Here is a 17,757-nt window from a genome sequence, read left to right on the forward strand (position 1 = left end):
TGGCTGTGGCTGTGGCTGTGGCTGTGGCTGTGGCTGTGGCTGTGGCTGTGGCTGTTGAGCTTGTGGCTGCGGTGTGACAACGTTTTGTGAGTGCGCTAACACCCAATTTTTTCCTTCAGGCGTTAAGAAATATTTATAAGCACCGAGCGCCACATAACCATTGGCATTCGCTAAGCGAAATTTTGCATTGCCGCGATTGGTTTCAACTAAGGTCACTTTACCGTTTGCCACATGCGCGCCGTGATCTGTCACATTTAGGTTATGATCACCTTCCGCGTTTCCTTTCACGATGATTTTATCGGCTTTGTTTTCAGCGATATTGGTGTTGAGATCAAAGGTAGTGGAGCCAGTGAGATCTCCTTTAATCGTTAACGTTTTATATTCCGATGTCGGTTCAAATTTGACCGTTGAATTCTGCGTATTCAAATGATGAAGAATACTTGATTGATTAAAACGCCATTGGCTGTTGGCTAATGTGACGTTGACTTCAGTGTTTGCCGGTTTTTGTGGGTTTTCAATAATTGCGCCACTCAGTTTGGCGTTGTTATCAGCAAGAAGTTGTATATGGAACGTAGCTTTATTGGCAATGTCTTCCTCGTCTTCCTCAAATGGGAAATTCGGGTCATTGATGGAAACAAGCGCTTTAGTGGCATTTAATTCGGTGTTATGTAAGTTCAGAGTGATTGTGCGTTCTTGACCTAATGTCCCCAAAATCAATCCATAACCGGCTTTAATGTGAGAATCCGTTAAGTTAACCGTTGGTGAACCACCTTCATCGATTTCCATGAAAGTACTTTTATCGTTTAACGAGGCGTTTAACTTTTTAGCGTTAACACTTTGCGTGTCAGGGAAATCAGTGTCGATATCAAAAACAGATTGCAAATCCTGATTGCCGTTAACGGTAACGTTCTCAATGTTCACAATGTCTTTTTCGTTAAGCGCATACGCTGTGTTGTCTTTACCATTCATCGTGATTTGATGATTCGAAGAATTAATGATCGATGCTTGTCTCGATTCAATTGCATTTGAGCCGTCATTATTGAGCTCAATATCTGCTTGTGTATTGATGGTTGAATGATAGGAGCGAATTGCAGCATTGCCGTCAAAGTCACCGTAAGCATCAGGGATCTTGTGAATTTGAGAGAAGTTTTGGTCAACAATGAGTTTGACACCTTTTTCTAAATTTGCTGTTGTGCCATCTGCACCAAGTAATTGGCTAGACGCATAATCCTCTTTGAGTGTTGCTTTAACGCCCGATTTTAAGGTGATAACATTCCCTTGTGCTGTTGTATCAAAAACACTAAACAAAAAATCCGTTAATTGACTAGGTTGACCTAGGGAGCGATCAGCGCCATTTTCTGTTTTTGCTTTGTTTTGGTAGTTTCCTGCTTCAACGGTGATATTTAGCGCATTTTTGTATGCCGTCGGTGCTTTGTTGATGTCCCATTCGTTGTTAGGTCCATGGGTATATACACAACCGGTTGGCGTATTGCAAGTGAGGTTCACCGCCCATGCCGAGTGGGCTAAACTTAATGCTGCAGCCACCAGACTTAACTGAAAAGTGCGGTGTGTTTTTGGCGTGTTTTTCATCTTCGTTCCTTTTCGTGATTAATCAAGAGACACGTGTATTTTATGACTCTCAGCGCTAAAAATATCACGTTTAATTTGTCGGCAAATTCTACTAAAAATGCCCCTTTTAGCTCAAGAACAAGTTATTTTCTGATTGCAGCATTTAATGATCTTAATCAATTTTTATGCTATGATTTTCCCGTTTTTTAAACATGAATTTACTCTAACAAAAGGAAAAAATTATGGCTTATACTTTACCTGAATTAGGTTATGCTTATGACGCATTAGAACCTCATTTCGATGCGCAAACCATGGAAATCCACCACTCCAAACACCACCAAGCGTATGTCAATAATGCGAACGCAGTGTTAGAAAACTCCCCAGAATTACAAGAACTTGCCGGCGGTTGCCCGGGTAAATTATTGGCACACTTACATGACGTTGCACCGGAAAAACGCCCGGCATTACGCAACAACGTAGGTGGCCACTTAAATCACAGTTTATTCTGGAAAAGTTTGAAAAAAGGCACTACGTTACAAGGCGCATTAAAAGACGCCATTGAACGTGATTTTGGCTCTGTTGAAAACTTCAAAGCGGAATTTGAAAAAGCGGCAGCGACCCGTTTTGGTTCCGGTTGGGCATGGTTAGTGTTAGAAAACGGCAAACTTGCGGTGGTCTCTACAGCAAACCAAGACAACCCAATTATGGGGAAAGAATTTGCCGGTTGTTCAGGCACACCAATCTTCGGTTTAGACGTTTGGGAACATGCCTACTATTTGAAATTCCAAAACCGCCGTCCGGACTACATCAAAGAATTCTGGAATGTGATCAACTGGGATTTTGCGAACGAACGCTTTGAAAAAGCATTAGCCGACGCTCACCATTAATTTTAAGTCAGCCTCATGTTGTCATCTACACAGAAATTGTGTAGATGACGTTTAAGATTCGTCCACTGCGTAACCTTGCGGTGGCAACAATCTCCCATCTAAATAAGCACTATCGCCTTTTTGCGTTAAACGCCCGTCCACAAACCATTTTATCACTAAGGGATAAAACCGAATTTCTTGTGTTTTTACCCGTTCTTCAATATCCATGATGTTATCATTGGGGAAAATCGGCACTTTGGCTTGTAATACAATGGCACCGCCGTCCACTTTTTCATTCACAAAATGAATGGTCATGCCGTGTTCCGTTTCACCTGCGTCTATGGCGCGTTGATAAGTATGCAACCCTGCGTATTTTGGCAATAAGGAAGGGTGAATGTTGAGAATTTTTCCTGCAAAGCGTCGGGTGAATTCCGCGCTCAGAATTTTCATGTAGCCGGCAAGCACAATTAAATCCGCACCGAGATTGTCGATTTCATCACCAATATGGCGATCCATGGCGAGGTTATCGGCGTAATCATGACGCAAAAAAGTGCGGTGAAAAATACCCGCACTTTGGGCGCGTTGCAATCCAAAGGCATCTGCTTTGTTGCTGAATACGCCGACGATTTCGGCGTTGATATAGTGCGACTGGCAAGCATCAATGATCGCCTGTAAATTCGCGCCATAACCGGAAATGAGAACAACGATTTTCTTCATTAACGAATAACAACTTGTTCTTTATCGTCTTGGGCAAGATGTTGGATTTCACCAATGACCCAAGCTTTCTCACCTGCCTGTTGGAGAAGTCCAAGGGCGGTTTCTACATCTTCTTTCGGCAATGCCACAATCATGCCGACGCCGCAGTTAAAGGTGCGGTACATTTCGTGGTCGGTAATGTTGCCATGCTGTTGCAACCAATCGAAAGCTGCCGGCCATTGCCAGCTGTTCTCGTTAATCACCGCTTTAACGCTGTTAGGCAAGACGCGTGGGATATTTTCCCAGAAACCGCCACCGGTTAAGTGGGCGATGGCGTGAACATCAACGTGTTTGATCAGTTGTAAAATGGATTTCACATAAATCTTTGTTGGCGCCAGCAAGTGATCCGCTAAAGAACGACCGTCGAGTTGTGCCTCGGCGGGATTTACACCGGCAACATCAATGACTTTACGAATGAGTGAATAACCGTTGGAATGTGGCCCACTGGATCCTAGGGCGATTAACGCATCGCCGACTTTGACTTGGCTTCCGTCAATGATTTCGGATTTTTCCACCACGCCCACGCAGAAACCGGCGAGGTCGTAATCACCTTGGTGATACATCCCCGGCATTTCTGCCGTTTCACCGCCAACCAAGGCGCAACCGGATTGTTCACAGCCGTTGGCAATGCCTTTAATCACGCTGGCGGCAACATCCACGTCTAATTTGCCGGTGGCGTAATAATCCAAAAAGAATAACGGTTCAGCACCTTGCACCACCAAGTCGTTTACGCACATGGCGACAAGATCAATACCAATGCTGTCGTGACGATTTAAATCAATGGCTAAACGTAATTTTGTGCCAACGCCATCGGTGCCGGACACCAAAATCGGTTCTTTGTATTTCGCCGGAATCGCACATAAGGCACCAAATCCGCCCAAGCCGCCGATGACTTCAGGGCGAGTAGTGCGTTTGACGTCAGGTTTAATACGCTCAACTAATTCGTTACCGGCATTGATATCTACGCCGGCATCTTTGTAACTTAAGGATGGTGTACTCACGATGGCTTCCCGTTGATTTATGAAAATAAAATGAATGAGGGCGCCATTGTACACGCTTACGCAATCGTTTGCGAGGTGTGAAACGGATTTTTCTCTCAAGGCGAGGTTTCAATTAGCTATTAGGTGGAAATTATGACAAAATGAACCACATAGGAACCGTTCGAAATAAAAAAGGAGTTTGCTATGAAAAAAACGATCGTCATTTTAACCGCACTTTTATTGGCAGCTTGTACTTCCTTCTCCCATTCGAACAAATCGGTATCCACGCAGCAAGATGAGGCAAAAGCGCAGGAAGAGGTTTCCATCACGCCACCAAAGAAAACAAAGGTCGGTTTCTTGCAACTCATGCCGGGCATTTTTTATTATGTTGATACTGATTCCATTTGGGTGGATAACAAAGATAAACGTCTTATTCACTTTGATGCGGTGATCAATTTAGATAAAGGATTATATGTCTTTGAAGAGCATCCTAAGTTATATGCCAAATCTATGCGTCAATATAAGATCTTAAATTGTGAGAATCATCATTTTACGCATGTACGTAGCGATTTTTATGCTGATTTCTGGGGAGAAGGCATTCGTACTGCGCCAAAACGTCAATCTCAGCACACGATTACGTTACAACCGCAATCTTCGTTGTATATTTTAGGCGAAGTCATCTGCGCCAATATGTATCGTCGGAAATAAATTTCATTGCGCAATTTTGTAGCGTGCATTTTGATGCACGACCAAATTACGCACGGAACGTTATTTAATGCTTTCGGGCATTCATGATTTCGTGCAACAAGTTGCACGCTACGATTCACTAAAATAGTGATATGAAAATAAACACGGTTACCAGTTTTCACAAGCCCCTTTAGGGCTTGTGAAGTATAGATCCTAAAGGGGAGCCTAAAAACCGCACGTTTTACGTGCGGATTGTTATTCACCTTGTAATTTATAAGCGACTAAATCTTCAATCGTCACAACAGGGAAGTGATGTTGTTTGGCAAAGGCGACGATTTCCGGTGCGCGAGCCATGGTGCCGTCGTCATTGGTGATTTCGCAAATGACACCGGCAGGTTTAAAGCCGGCAAAACGGGCTAATTCAATGGCGGCTTCCGTATGACCACGACGTTCTAATACACCGCCTTTGGCTGCACGCAAGGGGAAAATATGCCCTGGGCGATGTAAATCGGACGGTTTGGCGCCATCAGCAATCGCCGTTTTAATGGTTGTTACACGATCGGCGGCAGAAACACCGGTAGAGACGCCTTTTGCTGCTTCGATTGAAATCGTAAAGGCGGTTTTATTCACGCTGGTATTATTGGCCACCATCGGTGGGAGATCCAATTGTTGGCATAATTCATCAGTGATACATAAACACACGATACCACTTCCGTAGCGAATTAATTTCGCCATTTGCTCAGGGGTAATGGTTTCTGCCGGAAAAATCAGATCGCCTTCATTTTCACGATCTTCGTCGTCAAGTACTAAGACGCCATTGCCTTGTTGAAAAGCCTGAATCGCAGAAATAACACGTTGTTCCGGCGTGCCGAATTGGGAGAGTAATGACTGATTCATAGTAAATTCCTTCGTTAAAACTTGAGATACCAGAATCAGGGCTGATGAGGGAATATCGCCGGTGTAAATCATACATTGCCGTAAAGATAACAACGCATGACGTTGCCTAAATTCTCTTTCATCCAGACTTTTACTGTCGGCTTTGGAGTTTCACCAAATCTGCTGACTTTGCCAAAAAAGCAAACGCTCGTGGGCTTTATGTGTAAACATATTTACCACCGGTAGGGAATTTCGCCCTGCCCTGAGAATGCGGATGTAGTATAGCGCAAAGGCTGTGAATAAAAAACGTTTTTATTTATGCTTGAATTACACAAAATAGTGCGGATAATAGATAAAAATAGGGCATTTATGCGATTTTTTTCAAAAATAGTGCAGGCTATGCGACAGCACTAAAGCGCATCAAGGTGTGTTGTGCTTTTTATAAAACGTTACCAAAAATTACCGCACTTTTGCCTCAATAACGAGGTTAAATAAGGAAATAAGTATGTCAACTTTCCAATACTTACAAGAAAAACGTAAACAGCTTAACCTGAAAGTAAGCGATATATGCCAACAGGCGAATATCACTCGTGCTTATTTCAATCAATTAGTGAGTGGAAAAATTAAGAATCCTAGCGCCGCAAAATTAACCGCGTTGCATCGTGTGCTACAAATTAATGAGCCGAATAATAAAAAAGTCGGAGTAATTTTCGGAAAATTTTATCCTGTTCATACCGGCCACATTAATATGATTTACGAGGCCTTTAGTAAAGTGGATGAAGTGCACGTGATTGTGTGTAGCGATACGGAACGGGATTTAAAGCTATTTTATGATAGCAAAATGAAACGGATGCCAACGGTGCAAGATCGTTTGCGCTGGATGCAACAAATTTTTAAATATCAGAAAAATCATATTTTTATTCATCATTTGGTGGAAGATGGCATCACCAGCTACCCGAACGGTTGGCCGGAATGGGCAAGTCGGGTCAAGGAATTATTCAAAGACAAGGGCTTTACGCCAAGTGTGGTCTTCAGTAGCGAAGTACAAGATAAAGCGCCTTATGAAAAGTATTTAAATCTGGACGTCTCTTTAGTGGATCCTAAGCGGGAATTCTTTAATGTTTCTGCGACTAAAATTCGGAATCACCCTTTCCATTATTGGAAATTTATCCCGAAAGAAGTGCGTCCATTTTTCGCCAAAACCATTGCGATTTTAGGTGGCGAAAGCAGCGGGAAAAGCGTGTTGGTCAACAAATTAGCGACGGTATTCAACACCACATCCGCATGGGAGTATGGCCGTGAATTCGTGTTTGAACAACTGGGTGGCAATGAGCAGGCCATGCAATATTCCGATTACCCGCAAATGGCGCTGGGGCATCAACGCTACATTGATTATGCTGTGCGTCATGCGCACAAGGTCGCCATTATCGATACGGATTTCATCACCACGCAAGCCTTTTGCATTCAATATGAAGGCAAGGCCCATCCGTTTTTAGATTCCATGATTAAAGAATATCCTTTCGATGTCACCATTTTGCTCAACAACAATACGCAATGGGTGGACGATGGTTTACGCAGCTTGGGAAGCCAAAAACAACGGCAGCGTTTCCAACAACTCTTAAAAAAATTGCTTGATAAATACAATGTGCCTTACATTGAAATTGAATCACCGAGTTATTTAGAGCGTTATAATCAAGTCAAAGTGATTGTTGAAAAAATTCTCAATGAAGAAGAACTGCCAGAGCTCAACAGTGAGCATGGGCATTCCCTTTTTTAAATTCGAGTACGTATGATTTTATTTGCAGGCGATCCCCATGGCAGTTTTGATCACCTTTATCCGTTCCTAAAAACCCAACAGGATGTGGCGCTGGTCATTCTTGGCGATTTACAACTCACTACGCCGGAGCCATTAGAAAAGCTGGCGAAGCTGGCTGATTTGTGGTTTATTCACGGCAATCATGACAGCAAGACCGTTGAGGCGTTTGAAGCGTTGTGGGGAACCGAATGGAAACAGCGTAACTTGCATGGGCGGGTGCAGAACATTCAAGGTAAACGAATTGCCGGTTTAGGCGGCGTTTTTCGCGGACAAATTTGGATGCCACCAAATAAACCAATGTTTTTTGATCCTATCCATTATTGCCAATATTGTTCTCAGGAAAGAATCTGGCGAGGCGGTGTGCCGTTACGTCACCGTACGTCAATTTTTCCGTCAGATATTGAGGTGTTGGAAACGCAACAAGCGGATATTTTAATTTGCCACGAAGCACCGAAACCGCATCCATCGGGCTTTGCTGTGATTAATCAACTGGCAGAAAAAATGGGCGTACAACAAATTTACCATGGCCACCACCATGAGAATTTTGATTACGCAGGATCCAAACATCATTACCAAATTATCAATGTCGGTTTTCGCAGTTTGTGTGATCAAGCCGGTCGCTATCTTTATGTTGGGGTGGATGACCGAGGAGTGTAAACGGTCAAAAACACCTGAAAATACCACCGCACTTTCATACATCCCCTTAATCTTGGGGAATTTTATGCGATAATACGACTCCATTTTTTTAGGATGATCTTATGTTATTAAAAAATAAAACACTGGGCAGTGCCTTAATTATTGCCGGCACCGCCATTGGCGCCGGGATGTTGGCAATGCCGCTCACTTCAGCCGGTATTGGTTTCGGATTTACTGCAGTCTTATTGATCGGGCTTTGGTTGCTTCTGGCTTACAGCGGATTGCTCTTTGTGGAGGTATATCAAACCGCCAAACGCAAAGATGACGGTGTCGCTACGTTAGCAGAAAATTATTTTGGTATGCCGGGACGTATCATTTCCACGGTGTCTTTATTTGTCTTGCTTTATGCCTTGTCGGCGGCGTATATGACCGGTGGTGGAGAACTGTTAGCCAGCGCCTTGCCGGCGAATTTTTTGGGTGAAGAGGGAACGCATCTCAAAGCCTCAATTTTGCTTTTTACCATTATCCTCGGCGCATTTGTCGTCATTGGTACGAATGGCGTTGATGGCATTACGCGCCTATTATTTTCCGGCAAAATTTTAGTGTTTATTTTCGTGCTTGCCATGATGTTACCGGAAGTCGTGCCGATGAATTTAATGGAAATGCCGTTAGATTACGCCTTAATTTTGTCAGCCGGCCCGGTATTTTTTACCTCTTACGGCTTCCATGTGGTGATGGGCAGTATCAACAGTTACTTAGACGGTGATGTGAAGCGTTTTAGAACGGCCATTATTCTTGGCACGGCCATTCCATTAGGGGCTTATTTATTGTGGCAATTAGCCACTCACGGTATTTTCAATCAAAATGAATTTGTGACCATCTTAAAAGAAAATCCAACATTGACCGGTTTGATTAATGCCACAAAAACGCTCACCGGTAGCGATGTGTTAAGTCGCATTTTGCCTGTGTTTTATTCGCTTGCATTAATTACGTCTTTTTTAGGTGTCGCACTTGGTTTATTTGAAGGACTAAATGATTTATTCAAACGGGCAAAAATTCCGGCAAATCGCCTCAGTTTAACCATGGCAACCTTCATTCCGCCGTTGGCTTTTGCCTTGTTCTACCCGAACGGATTTATTGCTGCTTTAGGTTATGCCGGTTTGCTATGTGCGTTTTATTGCCTCATTTTGCCTATTGGTTTGGCATGGCGTGTGAGACAACAACATAAAAATTTGCCATACCGTGTCGCTGGCGGAAATGGAATGTTGGTGTTTGCGCTGATTATCGGACTTCTTATCATTGCCATTCCTTTCTTGATTCAAGCCGGCTTCTTGCCACAAGTCATTGGCTAAGGATAAAGGCAAGCGATACAATTATATAAACACAAGGGCGGTTTGGTGGAATCCGTCCTTTTTTGGTTTTATGCAAAGAAAAAGTGCGGGCAAAAAATCATGTGTTTTTTGACCGCACTTGTGTTTTAAATAAGCCTGTAATTGTGACGATTAACGTCGTGGCAAATAACGGGTTGGATCGACGGATTTGCCTTTGTAACGGATCTCAAAGTGAAGTTTCACGCCATCTGTGCCGGTGTTCCCCATTTTAGCGATTTGTTGACCCGCACTGACCATTTGTTGATCTTTGACCAAAATACGATCATTGTGTGCGTAGGCACTGAGAAAGTCATCGCTGTGTTTAATGATGATCAAATTACCATAACCACGCAACGCATTACCGGCGTAAACCACTTGACCACTGGCGGCAGCGTTAACCGCTTGACCTTTAGAACCGCTAATATCAATCCCTTTGTTGCCTCCGTCAGCATTGGAGAAACCTTGAATAATGCTGCCGTTTGTCGGCCAATTCCATACGACACCGGAATTGGCTGGTGCTGTGTCTACAGACGGTTGGGATGAAGGAGATGGCTGTGCCGGTGTATTTTGTGTAATAAGCGGCACATTTTTCGGCGGCACAGTGCCCACGGTGGCTTTTACCGGTCCGGTAATCGTGCCGTCTGAACCATATTGTGTACCATTGGCACCCGGTGTGTAAGTGACGACAGGTTCCGCCGGTTTGCTTTCAGGCGCGGTTGGTGTAGTGACCTGTGGCGCAGCGGTAGGTGTATTGACTGCTGCGGAAGGCGCTACATTTTGTGGACGATTGGATGAAATTTTCATCACTTGACCCACGTTGAGCTGATAGGGCTCCGACAAATTGTTTAATGCCGCTAATTCTTTCACATCCAAACCGGAAATATAAGCGATAAGGAACATGGTATCGCCTTTGCGCACCGTGTAAGTATCGCCTTTGTAGAAACCTTTATTGATTTGGCTGTAATCCGGCGCATTGGTTTCCGGATTGCGCGGAATCGTAAAATCTTGCGAAGTTTGCTGCGGTTTATTTTGCACTGCCGGCGCCGGTTGCGGTTTTGGTGCCGGCTGCGGTTGATACGTCGGCTGGAAATTCGGCTGTGGAGCAGATTGAGCCGGTTGAGCCGGCGTTTGTGGTATTGGACCGTTCATGCTATTCGGAACGCTACTTTGTTGAATTTGAGGCTCCCAGCTGGTATTGCCACCCATAGAGGGATTGTCCACCGGTTGCATGATGCCAGGGGATAAGGTGCCATCTGCGTTTTCTACTGGTGCCGGTGCGTCTGAACTACAGGCTGTAAGAATAGCCACCGTAATAGGTAAAAGTAAAAAAGACTTTTTCATAAAAATATTCCTTATTGCATATTGATTGGCATACGTTGTTGTTGAATTTCCGGCAGCCAACTACCGCCTGCGATAGCACCGGTGCCTTCTACCGGCTGCATGATACCCGGCGGAAGCGCATCTTTATCTTTCTTTTCTTGAATTGGCTCATCAGCATCCCATGAACAGGCTGTCAGTGCCATAGACAATAACAAAATCAGTTTATTCATTGTATAACCTTGATTAACGTAAAATAAAATAAGCGACAACGGCTAAAATCACCACCGACCAACCGATGACTTCAATGGATTTGCGCAGTTTCGCTGCAAATTTTTCGCCGCCCCAAGCCGCTAATTTGGCGACCAATAAGAACCTTGCCGCACGGGAAATAAATGCGGTGATGACAAAGGGTAAAAATGCCATTTGCATCACGCCGGCACAGATGGTGAAAACTTTGTAAGGAATCGGTGAGAAACCTGCCACAAACACCACTAAAATGCCCCATTTTTCAAACCACTGAACGGCAGTTTGCCAATGCGACTGATAGCCCCATTGGTTAATGTAATGTTCTACAAAATCAAACGCATAATAACCCAATGCATAGCCGATCATGCCACCCAACACGGAAGCAATCGCCGTAAATAAGGCAAATTTCACCGCACTTTGTGGTTTTGACATGGACATTGGGATAAGCATGACATCCGGCGGAATGGGGAAGAAAATTGCTTCGATAAAACTGACGAACGATAACCAAAATGGGGCGAAACGGTGTTTCGACCAAGCCATGGTTTTATCGTACATTGCGCCAAATAAATTCATTTACTTTCCTTATGCTGAAAGGCGAAATTATTCACTTTCTAACCAATGTTGTAAAGCCTTAATTGAGTGGTGCGCCGTCATGTCCACTTGAATTGGCGTGATGGACACATAGCCGTTTTTTACTGCATGAAAATCCGTGCCTTCGCCCTCATATTCCGGTAATCCGCTCAACCCGATCCAATAAATATCTTCGCCACGGGGACTTTGTTGTTTAATGACTTCGGCAGACGCAGAACGGTAACCCAAATGGCAGACTTTAATGCCTTTGAGCTCTTCATAAGGCACATCCGGCACATTAATGTTGAGAATTTCGTGTTTGCCCAATAATTGAGAATGTAATTTAGGGACGAGTTCGCATACCACACGGGCTGCCGTTTCAAAATGTTGACGGCCGTCAAGGGACACCGCAATAGACGGCAAACCAAGATGGCGCCCTTCAAAGGCGGCGGCCACGGTACCGGAATACAATACATCGTCCCCCAAGTTTGCGCCGGCGTTAATGCCGGATACCACTAAATCGATGCGCCCGGAAAGAAAACCGTTGAGCGCAATGTGAACGCAATCGGCGGGCGTACCGTTAACGCAATAATCGCCACTTTCCAAATGTAGCGGTTGTAATGGTTTCACTAAGGTTAACGAACTTGAAGCGGCACTGCGGTTGCTGTCAGGTGCGACGATGGTGACGTTGGCGATCTTGCGCAAGGCGTCTGCCATGGCGCGAATGCCCGGCGCATGAATGCCGTCGTCGTTACTTAATAAAATATTCATATTCTTCCTGTGTTTTAATTTTCGACATTGACTAGTTCGCGAATGAGCGCAGTGGCATAACTGCCCGCCGGTAAATAAAATTTCAAGCGCAAGCCGTTTGGTTCAAATTGCCATTGGAATTGCTGGGGTTGCATTAATATTGGGCGGCGTGCCGCTTTCATACGTTCTTGACGCATTAACGGGAATAACGCCTGATGTTGGGCGAAAATTTCATTTTCAAAATCCACCGCACTTTTCTCTTCTTCACTGATAAGAGGTGCAGTGAGTAAAACATCTTGTTGTGCCAAACGCTGTTGCAGCTGCGCCAAATCTTCCGACTCGTCCACCACAAACCAGCTGTGCGAACCGTTAAGTTGCAAAATATCTCCATTTAAGACCTGCTGAGCCAAGCCAAGTTCAATACGCTTGGCCACAATAAGGTTGAAAATCTCACTGCGTGCAGCAGAAAGATAGAAGCTACGTTTATTGCGATCTTTGACGTTAATTTCGCCGTTTGCCCAGCGTAACGCCTGCGTTAAGTTATTGCCATCACGACCAAAACGTTGTTCGGTGAAATAATTTGGGAAACCGTTTTTTGCCAGAAAATCTAACCGCTCTTTGAGTTCATCGGTTTCTTCAGTATTACGGAGCAAAATCTCAAAATGGTTGCCTTGTAAGCTGCCGATACGAATTTTGCGTTGGTGGCGGGTGACGTCGAGAATTTCTACACCCTCGAGGGAAAATTGACTGAAATCCGGTGTTGGTTGTCCGGGCATTTGCAGACTGAACCATTGCTCGGTAACGGCTTTGCGATCTTTCAGTCCGGCGTAGCTCATGTTGCGCGCAGAAATACCGGCGAATTTTGCCAGCTGTTCGCCTACAAACAAGGTGTTGCAATCGGTTTTGCGCACTTTCACGACAACAAATTCGCCATCGCCACTCATGTCGTAGCCGAGCTGTTCTTTCACCACAAAATCTGCATATTCCGCTTTTAAAAGTGCGGTCTGTTTTGGCGGTGTTTTTTGCAGATAGGCTAAGTCCATCATGGTTTGCGTACCAATAAGGCGACTGCCTCGCAGGCAATGCCTTCACCGCGACCGGTAAAGCCAAGCTTTTCTGAGGTGGTGGCTTTGACGTTGACTTGTTCGATGTCGACAGACAAATCCTGTGCGATCAGGGTGCGCATAGCATCAATATGCGGGCGCATTTTCGGTGCTTGGGCGATGATGGTCACATCCACGTTGCCTACGATATAGCCTTTTTCCTGTACTTGGCGGTATGCTTCCCGTAATAACACGCGGCTGTCTGCACCTTTGTATTGCATATCCGTGTCGGGGAACAGCTTGCCGATATCACCTAAGGCGACAGCGCCGAGTAAGGCATCGGTTAGCGCATGAAGCGCCACATCGCCGTCGGAATGGGCGATAAAGCCTTTGTCAAAGGGAATGGTGACGCCGCCGATAATAAGCGGATTGTCGGTGCCGAAAGCGTGAACGTCAAAACCATGGCCGATTCGTATCATGTTGTCTTCCTCATTAAATAAAATTCTGCCAACGCCAAATCTTCCGGGCGGGTGACTTTAATATTATCGCTACGTCCTGCCACTAAGTGCGGTTGAAATCCCGCGAGTTCCATGGCAGAGGCTTCGTCGGTGACGGAAAGTTGTTGCTGTTGTGCGTGGATTAACGCGTTTCGTAATAACTCTGCGCGGAAAAACTGTGGCGTCTGCGCCAACCAAAGTTGGCTGCGATCTTCGGTATGGGCAATTTGTTGTGAAGGCAGAGCACGCTTGATGGTATCCGTCGCCGGAACGGCTAAAATTGCGCCGTTGTCATCCTCAATTTCAAGTAATTTGTCTAAATCGCCGTGGGTTAAACAAGGACGTGCCGCATCATGTACCATCACCCAAACATCCGTGTCGGCATTTTGTATCGCCTTTAACCCGTTCAACACAGAATCCGCACGGGTTTCACCACCTTCAACCAACGTCATTTTTGGGTTTTGTGCCAGATTAAGTTGTGCAATGTAAGGATCATCAGCAGTGACGGCTAACACGATTTGGCTGATGTGTGGATAAGAAAGCAACACGTTTAAGGTGTGCTGCAAAATAGGTTGTCCGTGAATAGGAAGGTATTGTTTCGGTTTGTCCGCCTGCATCCGACTGCCAATGCCGGCCGCCGGCACAACGGCGATAATCTTGCGATTTGAGGTCATTATTTATGTTCTTTGACGATGTGATAGAAAGTTTCGTTTGGTTTCACCATTTCATGCTGTAAACGGGCGCGTTCTTCAATGGCATCCACCCCTTCTTTTAAGTCTTTAATTTCCGCAGCAATGATTTGATTTCGTTGGGAAAGTTTTTCATTTTCCTGTTGATGGACGGCGATTTCTTTGGTGGTGTTTTTATAATCCCAATAGCCGTTTTTGCCGAACCAAAAATCGTATTGGAACAGCACTAAAACCGCGAATAATAAAGAGAGAAATAAGCGCATAAAAAACCGGTAAATCGAATCGAAAAAAATTGCGCTTAGTTTACCTTGAATTGCACCAAAATGCGATATTGCCCGCCCGGCGTCGAATAATTTCTTAAAAATTGAGGTGTATCGTAGTAAGATAAGGCAATTTTTAATAGCCTGTGAGGTGCCCATGAAACCCTATTTAATTGCTCCTTCCATTCTTTCTGCTGACTTAGCGCGTTTGGGTGAAGATGTGGAAAATGTCTTAAAGTGCGGTGGTGATGTCGTTCATTTTGATGTGATGGATAACCATTATGTCCCGAACTTAACTTTCGGGCCTGCCGTGTGCAAAGCCTTACGCGATTATGGTATTACTGCACCGATTGACGTGCATTTGATGGTGAAACCGGTGGATCGTATTATCCCCGATTTCGCTAAAGCCGGTGCTAGCTACATTACCTTCCATCCGGAATCCTCTGAACATATCGATCGCACTTTGCAACTTATCCGCGATAACGGTTGTAAATCCGGTTTAGTATTTAACCCGGCAACGCCGTTAAGCTATTTAGATTATGTGATGGACAAAGTGGATATTATTTTATTGATGTCGGTGAATCCGGGCTTTGGCGGACAATCTTTCATTCCAGCAACCTTAGAAAAACTGAAACAGGCAAGAAAACGCATTGATGAGAGCGGATTGGATATTCGTTTAGAAGTAGATGGCGGCGTGAAAGCGAGCAATATTGCAGAAATTGCCCGCGCCGGTGCGGATATGTTCGTTGCCGGTTCGGCGATTTTCGATCAACCGGATTACAAAAAAGTCATTGATGAAATGCGTCAGCAGTTAGCCGCAGTAGGAAAATAAGCATGACAGGACAACTTAAATTAATTGGTTTTGATTTGGATGGCACCTTGGTGGACAGCTTGCCGGATTTGGCATTATCTGTGAATTCAGCGTTAGCAGAATTCGATTTGCCACAAGCGCCTGAAGCGTTGGTGCTCACTTGGATTGGCAACGGCGCGCAGATTTTAATTGCCCGTGCATTGGAATGGGCAACGGCACAATCGGGCAAAACCTTGACGGACGCTCAAATTGCCACATTAAAGGAACGTTTTAATGTCTTTTACGGTGAAAACATCTGCAATCGCAGCCGTTTATTTCCTCACGTGAAAGAGACTTTGCAGAAACTTAAAGCCAAAGGCTATCGTTTGGCTGTGGTTACCAACAAACCGACCCAACATACCCGCCCCGTGTTGAAGGCTTTCGGCATTGAAGACTTATTCGATGAAGTGTTGGGCGGACAATCGTTACCGGCCATCAAACCGCACCCGGGCCCGCTATTCTATTTATGCGGCAAATTCGGTTTATACCCAAAACAAGTGCTGTTTGTCGGCGATTCCCGCAACGATATTATTGCCGCCCATAATGCTGGCTGTCCGGTAGTGGGGTTGACTTACGGTTACAACTACAATATTCCAATTTCCGAATCCCATCCGGATTGGGTTTTTGAGGATTTCGCGGACTTATTGACGCTTGTTTGATTGATTCTTTTGAATGGATGGCGCAAACGTCCACGTTTGTGCCTTTATTTAATTTTGGCTACAGCACAAGCGTGGACGCTTGCGCTATCAATAATAAGATTTAAAAATTAAGGATGTAAAAATGAGCAAACCTATTGTGTTCAGCGGCGTACAGCCATCAGGTGAATTGACTATCGGTAACTACCTCGGTGCGTTGCGTCAGTGGGTGAAAATGCAGGATGACTACGAATGCTTGTTCTGTATTGTGGATCAACATGCCATCACCGTGCGTCAAGACCCGGCAGCATTACGCAAAGCCACTTTGGACGTATTGGCGTTATATTTAGCCTGTGGCATCGACCCGGCAAAATCCACGATTTTCATTCAATCTCATGTGCCGGAACACGCACAGTTGGCTTGGGTATTAAATTGTTACACGTATTTCGGCGAAATGAGTCGCATGACCCAATTTAAAGATAAATCCGCCCGTTATGCGGAAAATATCAACGTCGGCTTGTTCACTTATCCGGTCTTAATGGCGGCAGACATTTTGCTTTACCAAGCCAACCAAGTGCCGGTAGGCGAAGATCAAAAACAACATTTGGAAATCACCCGCGACATCGCGCAACGTTTTAATGCGTTATACGGACCGCACTTTGCCGTGCCGGAAGTGTTTATCCCGAAAGCAGGCGCACGCGTGATGTCCTTGTTGGAGCCTGAAAAGAAAATGTCTAAATCGGACGAAAACCGCAACAACGTTATCGGCTTATTAGAAGACCCGAAAGCGGTTGCGAAGAAAATCAAACGCGCGGTAACCGACTCCGATGAGCCGCCGGTGATTCGTTATGACGTGAAAAATAAAGCGGGCGTGTCCAATCTGCTCGATATTCTCTCCGGCGTGAGCGGCAAAACCATTGCAGAACTTGAGCTGGAATTTGAAGGCAAAATGTATGGTCACTTGAAAGGTGCTGTTGCTGACGAAGTTTCTGCCATGTTGACTACGTTGCAAGAACGCTACCATCATTTCCGCAATAACGAGGAATTACTCCTCCAAATTGCTAAAGACGGTGCGGAAAAAGCCAAAGCACGTGCACAAGAAACGTTAGCGAAAGTGTATGATGTCATCGGGTTTATTGGCGCGAAGTAAGCTATTTCACATAAAAACCAAAGCGGCGTTAAAGCCGCTTTTTTATTTTAAGGCAAAAGCCGGAGGCAAATAAAAAGTGAGGTGAAAATTCATTGTAAATTTTGACCGCACTTTATCCTTGTATAGTTAACAAATCATGGCAACAATGGTAATCCCAATTCTTTCAAAAATGCATTATGTTTTTCCGTAGC

General features: G+C 44.8%; 20 protein-coding genes and 1 riboswitch. Of the genes, 8 read left to right on the plus strand and 12 right to left on the minus strand.

The window, feature by feature from the left end:
- Positions 1–1,590 (minus strand): pertactin-like passenger domain-containing protein (locus Q0203_RS01915; protein WP_297929110.1); only part of this gene is annotated, 1,590 nt, incomplete at its 3' end.
- A gap of 221 nt (positions 1,591–1,811) precedes the next feature.
- Between Q0203_RS01915 and sodA the strand changes: the two genes are divergently transcribed.
- Entirely contained in the window at positions 1,812–2,456 is a 645-nt protein-coding gene (sodA, locus tag Q0203_RS01920) for a superoxide dismutase [Mn] (protein WP_297929112.1), read from the plus strand.
- A gap of 51 nt (positions 2,457–2,507) precedes the next feature.
- Here sodA and purN read toward each other — a convergent pair whose 3' ends face one another.
- Together purN and purM are read right to left on the minus strand one after the other, a co-directional pair.
- Complete coding sequence (purN, locus tag Q0203_RS01925; protein ID WP_297929114.1) at positions 2,508–3,152, minus strand: phosphoribosylglycinamide formyltransferase; 645 nt, start codon at positions 3,150–3,152, stop codon at positions 2,508–2,510.
- Positions 3,152–4,192 (minus strand): phosphoribosylformylglycinamidine cyclo-ligase, encoded by a 1,041-nt coding sequence (gene purM, locus Q0203_RS01930; RefSeq protein ID WP_209364229.1) that lies wholly within the window; start codon positions 4,190–4,192, stop codon positions 3,152–3,154. The genes purN and purM overlap by 1 nt, the downstream gene beginning before the upstream one ends.
- Positions 4,193–4,375: 183 nt before the next feature.
- On the opposite strand from purM, the gene Q0203_RS01935 reads away from it, so the two are divergent.
- Complete coding sequence (locus Q0203_RS01935; protein ID WP_209364231.1) at positions 4,376–4,879, plus strand: surface-adhesin E family protein; 504 nt, start codon at positions 4,376–4,378, stop codon at positions 4,877–4,879.
- Between the two features lie 234 nt (positions 4,880–5,113).
- Here the strand turns inward: Q0203_RS01935 and ribB are convergent, their stop codons facing one another.
- The gene (gene ribB, locus Q0203_RS01940; RefSeq protein WP_297929117.1) at positions 5,114–5,755 is read right to left on the minus strand and encodes a 3,4-dihydroxy-2-butanone-4-phosphate synthase; all 642 of its coding nucleotides are present in this window, start codon (positions 5,753–5,755) and stop codon (positions 5,114–5,116) included.
- Between the two features lie 106 nt (positions 5,756–5,861).
- Positions 5,862–6,008, minus strand: a riboswitch (FMN riboswitch).
- Between the two features lie 231 nt (positions 6,009–6,239).
- Between ribB and nadR the strand changes: the two genes are divergently transcribed.
- The 3 genes from nadR to Q0203_RS01955 all read left to right on the plus strand — a co-directional run bounded on the left by nadR (position 6,240) and on the right by Q0203_RS01955 (position 9,538).
- The gene (nadR, locus tag Q0203_RS01945) at positions 6,240–7,511 is read left to right on the plus strand and encodes a multifunctional transcriptional regulator/nicotinamide-nucleotide adenylyltransferase/ribosylnicotinamide kinase NadR (protein WP_297929119.1); all 1,272 of its coding nucleotides are present in this window, start codon (positions 6,240–6,242) and stop codon (positions 7,509–7,511) included.
- A 12-nt stretch (positions 7,512–7,523) separates the two neighbouring features.
- A complete protein-coding gene (locus Q0203_RS01950) occupies positions 7,524–8,207 on the plus strand; it encodes a metallophosphoesterase (protein WP_297929121.1) in 684 nt (227 codons plus the stop codon).
- A gap of 101 nt (positions 8,208–8,308) precedes the next feature.
- The gene (locus Q0203_RS01955; RefSeq protein WP_297929123.1) at positions 8,309–9,538 is read left to right on the plus strand and encodes an aromatic amino acid transporter; all 1,230 of its coding nucleotides are present in this window, start codon (positions 8,309–8,311) and stop codon (positions 9,536–9,538) included.
- A 150-nt stretch (positions 9,539–9,688) separates the two neighbouring features.
- Here the strand turns inward: Q0203_RS01955 and nlpD are convergent, their stop codons facing one another.
- Genes nlpD through ftsB form a run of 8 tightly spaced genes read right to left on the minus strand, consistent with a single transcriptional unit; the run spans position 9,689 to position 14,934 of the window.
- Positions 9,689–10,897, minus strand: coding sequence for a murein hydrolase activator NlpD (nlpD, locus tag Q0203_RS01960; RefSeq protein ID WP_297929125.1), 1,209 nt, complete (start codon positions 10,895–10,897; stop codon positions 9,689–9,691).
- 11 nt (positions 10,898–10,908) lie between these two features.
- Positions 10,909–11,106: a hypothetical protein gene (locus Q0203_RS01965; protein ID WP_295975122.1), complete on the minus strand. Its 198-nt coding sequence runs from the start codon at positions 11,104–11,106 to the stop codon at positions 10,909–10,911.
- Between the two features lie 13 nt (positions 11,107–11,119).
- The gene (locus Q0203_RS01970; protein ID WP_295975126.1) at positions 11,120–11,695 is read right to left on the minus strand and encodes a YqaA family protein; all 576 of its coding nucleotides are present in this window, start codon (positions 11,693–11,695) and stop codon (positions 11,120–11,122) included.
- A 27-nt stretch (positions 11,696–11,722) separates the two neighbouring features.
- Positions 11,723–12,463 (minus strand): 5'/3'-nucleotidase SurE, encoded by a 741-nt coding sequence (gene surE / locus Q0203_RS01975; protein ID WP_021617135.1) that lies wholly within the window; start codon positions 12,461–12,463, stop codon positions 11,723–11,725.
- Between the two features lie 14 nt (positions 12,464–12,477).
- Positions 12,478–13,488 (minus strand): tRNA pseudouridine(13) synthase TruD, encoded by a 1,011-nt coding sequence (gene truD, locus Q0203_RS01980; protein ID WP_297929128.1) that lies wholly within the window; start codon positions 13,486–13,488, stop codon positions 12,478–12,480.
- The gene (gene ispF / locus Q0203_RS01985) at positions 13,485–13,964 is read right to left on the minus strand and encodes a 2-C-methyl-D-erythritol 2,4-cyclodiphosphate synthase (protein ID WP_297929130.1); all 480 of its coding nucleotides are present in this window, start codon (positions 13,962–13,964) and stop codon (positions 13,485–13,487) included. The genes truD and ispF overlap by 4 nt, the downstream gene beginning before the upstream one ends.
- Positions 13,961–14,656, minus strand: a complete 696-nt coding sequence (gene ispD / locus Q0203_RS01990) for a 2-C-methyl-D-erythritol 4-phosphate cytidylyltransferase (RefSeq protein ID WP_297929131.1) — start codon at positions 14,654–14,656, stop codon at positions 13,961–13,963. The genes ispF and ispD overlap by 4 nt, the downstream gene beginning before the upstream one ends.
- On the minus strand, positions 14,656–14,934 hold the full coding sequence (gene ftsB, locus Q0203_RS01995; RefSeq protein ID WP_032998222.1) for a cell division protein FtsB: 279 nt from the start codon (positions 14,932–14,934) through the stop codon (positions 14,656–14,658). The genes ispD and ftsB overlap by 1 nt, the downstream gene beginning before the upstream one ends.
- Before the next feature lie 154 nt (positions 14,935–15,088).
- Here ftsB and rpe point away from each other — a divergent pair, with 154 nt between their 5' ends.
- The 3 genes from rpe (at position 15,089) to trpS (ending at position 17,566) form a co-directional block, all read left to right on the plus strand.
- Positions 15,089–15,763 (plus strand): ribulose-phosphate 3-epimerase, encoded by a 675-nt coding sequence (gene rpe, locus Q0203_RS02000; RefSeq protein ID WP_006719863.1) that lies wholly within the window; start codon positions 15,089–15,091, stop codon positions 15,761–15,763.
- A gap of 2 nt (positions 15,764–15,765) precedes the next feature.
- Positions 15,766–16,440: a phosphoglycolate phosphatase gene (locus Q0203_RS02005; RefSeq protein ID WP_297929134.1), complete on the plus strand. Its 675-nt coding sequence runs from the start codon at positions 15,766–15,768 to the stop codon at positions 16,438–16,440.
- A gap of 121 nt (positions 16,441–16,561) precedes the next feature.
- Complete coding sequence (gene trpS / locus Q0203_RS02010; RefSeq protein ID WP_297929138.1) at positions 16,562–17,566, plus strand: tryptophan--tRNA ligase; 1,005 nt, start codon at positions 16,562–16,564, stop codon at positions 17,564–17,566.
- Positions 17,567–17,757: the final 191 nt, after the last annotated feature.

Origin of the sequence: uncultured Aggregatibacter sp. (assembly GCF_938046485.1) — a bacterium.
Lineage (GTDB): Bacteria > Pseudomonadota > Gammaproteobacteria > Enterobacterales > Pasteurellaceae > Aggregatibacter.

What these genes read in the sequence shown, in the direction of transcription:
- ispF (WP_297929130.1), bottom strand. Translation starts at nt 13,964, where the DNA reads ATGATACGAATCGGCCATGGTTTTGACGTTCACGCTTTCGGCACCGAC.
- rpe (WP_006719863.1), top strand. Translation starts at nt 15,089, where the DNA reads ATGAAACCCTATTTAATTGCTCCTTCCATTCTTTCTGCTGACTTAGCG.
- ribB (WP_297929117.1), bottom strand. Translation starts at nt 5,755, where the DNA reads ATGAATCAGTCATTACTCTCCCAATTCGGCACGCCGGAACAACGTGTT.
- Q0203_RS01935 (WP_209364231.1), top strand. Translation starts at nt 4,376, where the DNA reads ATGAAAAAAACGATCGTCATTTTAACCGCACTTTTATTGGCAGCTTGT.
- ftsB (WP_032998222.1), bottom strand. Translation starts at nt 14,934, where the DNA reads ATGCGCTTATTTCTCTCTTTATTATTCGCGGTTTTAGTGCTGTTCCAA.
- surE (WP_021617135.1), bottom strand. Translation starts at nt 12,463, where the DNA reads ATGAATATTTTATTAAGTAACGACGACGGCATTCATGCGCCGGGCATT.
- Q0203_RS01950 (WP_297929121.1), top strand. Translation starts at nt 7,524, where the DNA reads ATGATTTTATTTGCAGGCGATCCCCATGGCAGTTTTGATCACCTTTAT.
- Q0203_RS02005 (WP_297929134.1), top strand. Translation starts at nt 15,766, where the DNA reads ATGACAGGACAACTTAAATTAATTGGTTTTGATTTGGATGGCACCTTG.
- Q0203_RS01955 (WP_297929123.1), top strand. Translation starts at nt 8,309, where the DNA reads ATGTTATTAAAAAATAAAACACTGGGCAGTGCCTTAATTATTGCCGGC.
- ispD (WP_297929131.1), bottom strand. Translation starts at nt 14,656, where the DNA reads ATGACCTCAAATCGCAAGATTATCGCCGTTGTGCCGGCGGCCGGCATT.
- Q0203_RS01970 (WP_295975126.1), bottom strand. Translation starts at nt 11,695, where the DNA reads ATGAATTTATTTGGCGCAATGTACGATAAAACCATGGCTTGGTCGAAA.
- sodA (WP_297929112.1), top strand. Translation starts at nt 1,812, where the DNA reads ATGGCTTATACTTTACCTGAATTAGGTTATGCTTATGACGCATTAGAA.
- Q0203_RS01965 (WP_295975122.1), bottom strand. Translation starts at nt 11,106, where the DNA reads ATGAATAAACTGATTTTGTTATTGTCTATGGCACTGACAGCCTGTTCA.
- truD (WP_297929128.1), bottom strand. Translation starts at nt 13,488, where the DNA reads ATGATGGACTTAGCCTATCTGCAAAAAACACCGCCAAAACAGACCGCA.
- trpS (WP_297929138.1), top strand. Translation starts at nt 16,562, where the DNA reads ATGAGCAAACCTATTGTGTTCAGCGGCGTACAGCCATCAGGTGAATTG.
- purN (WP_297929114.1), bottom strand. Translation starts at nt 3,152, where the DNA reads ATGAAGAAAATCGTTGTTCTCATTTCCGGTTATGGCGCGAATTTACAG.
- nlpD (WP_297929125.1), bottom strand. Translation starts at nt 10,897, where the DNA reads ATGAAAAAGTCTTTTTTACTTTTACCTATTACGGTGGCTATTCTTACA.
- nadR (WP_297929119.1), top strand. Translation starts at nt 6,240, where the DNA reads ATGTCAACTTTCCAATACTTACAAGAAAAACGTAAACAGCTTAACCTG.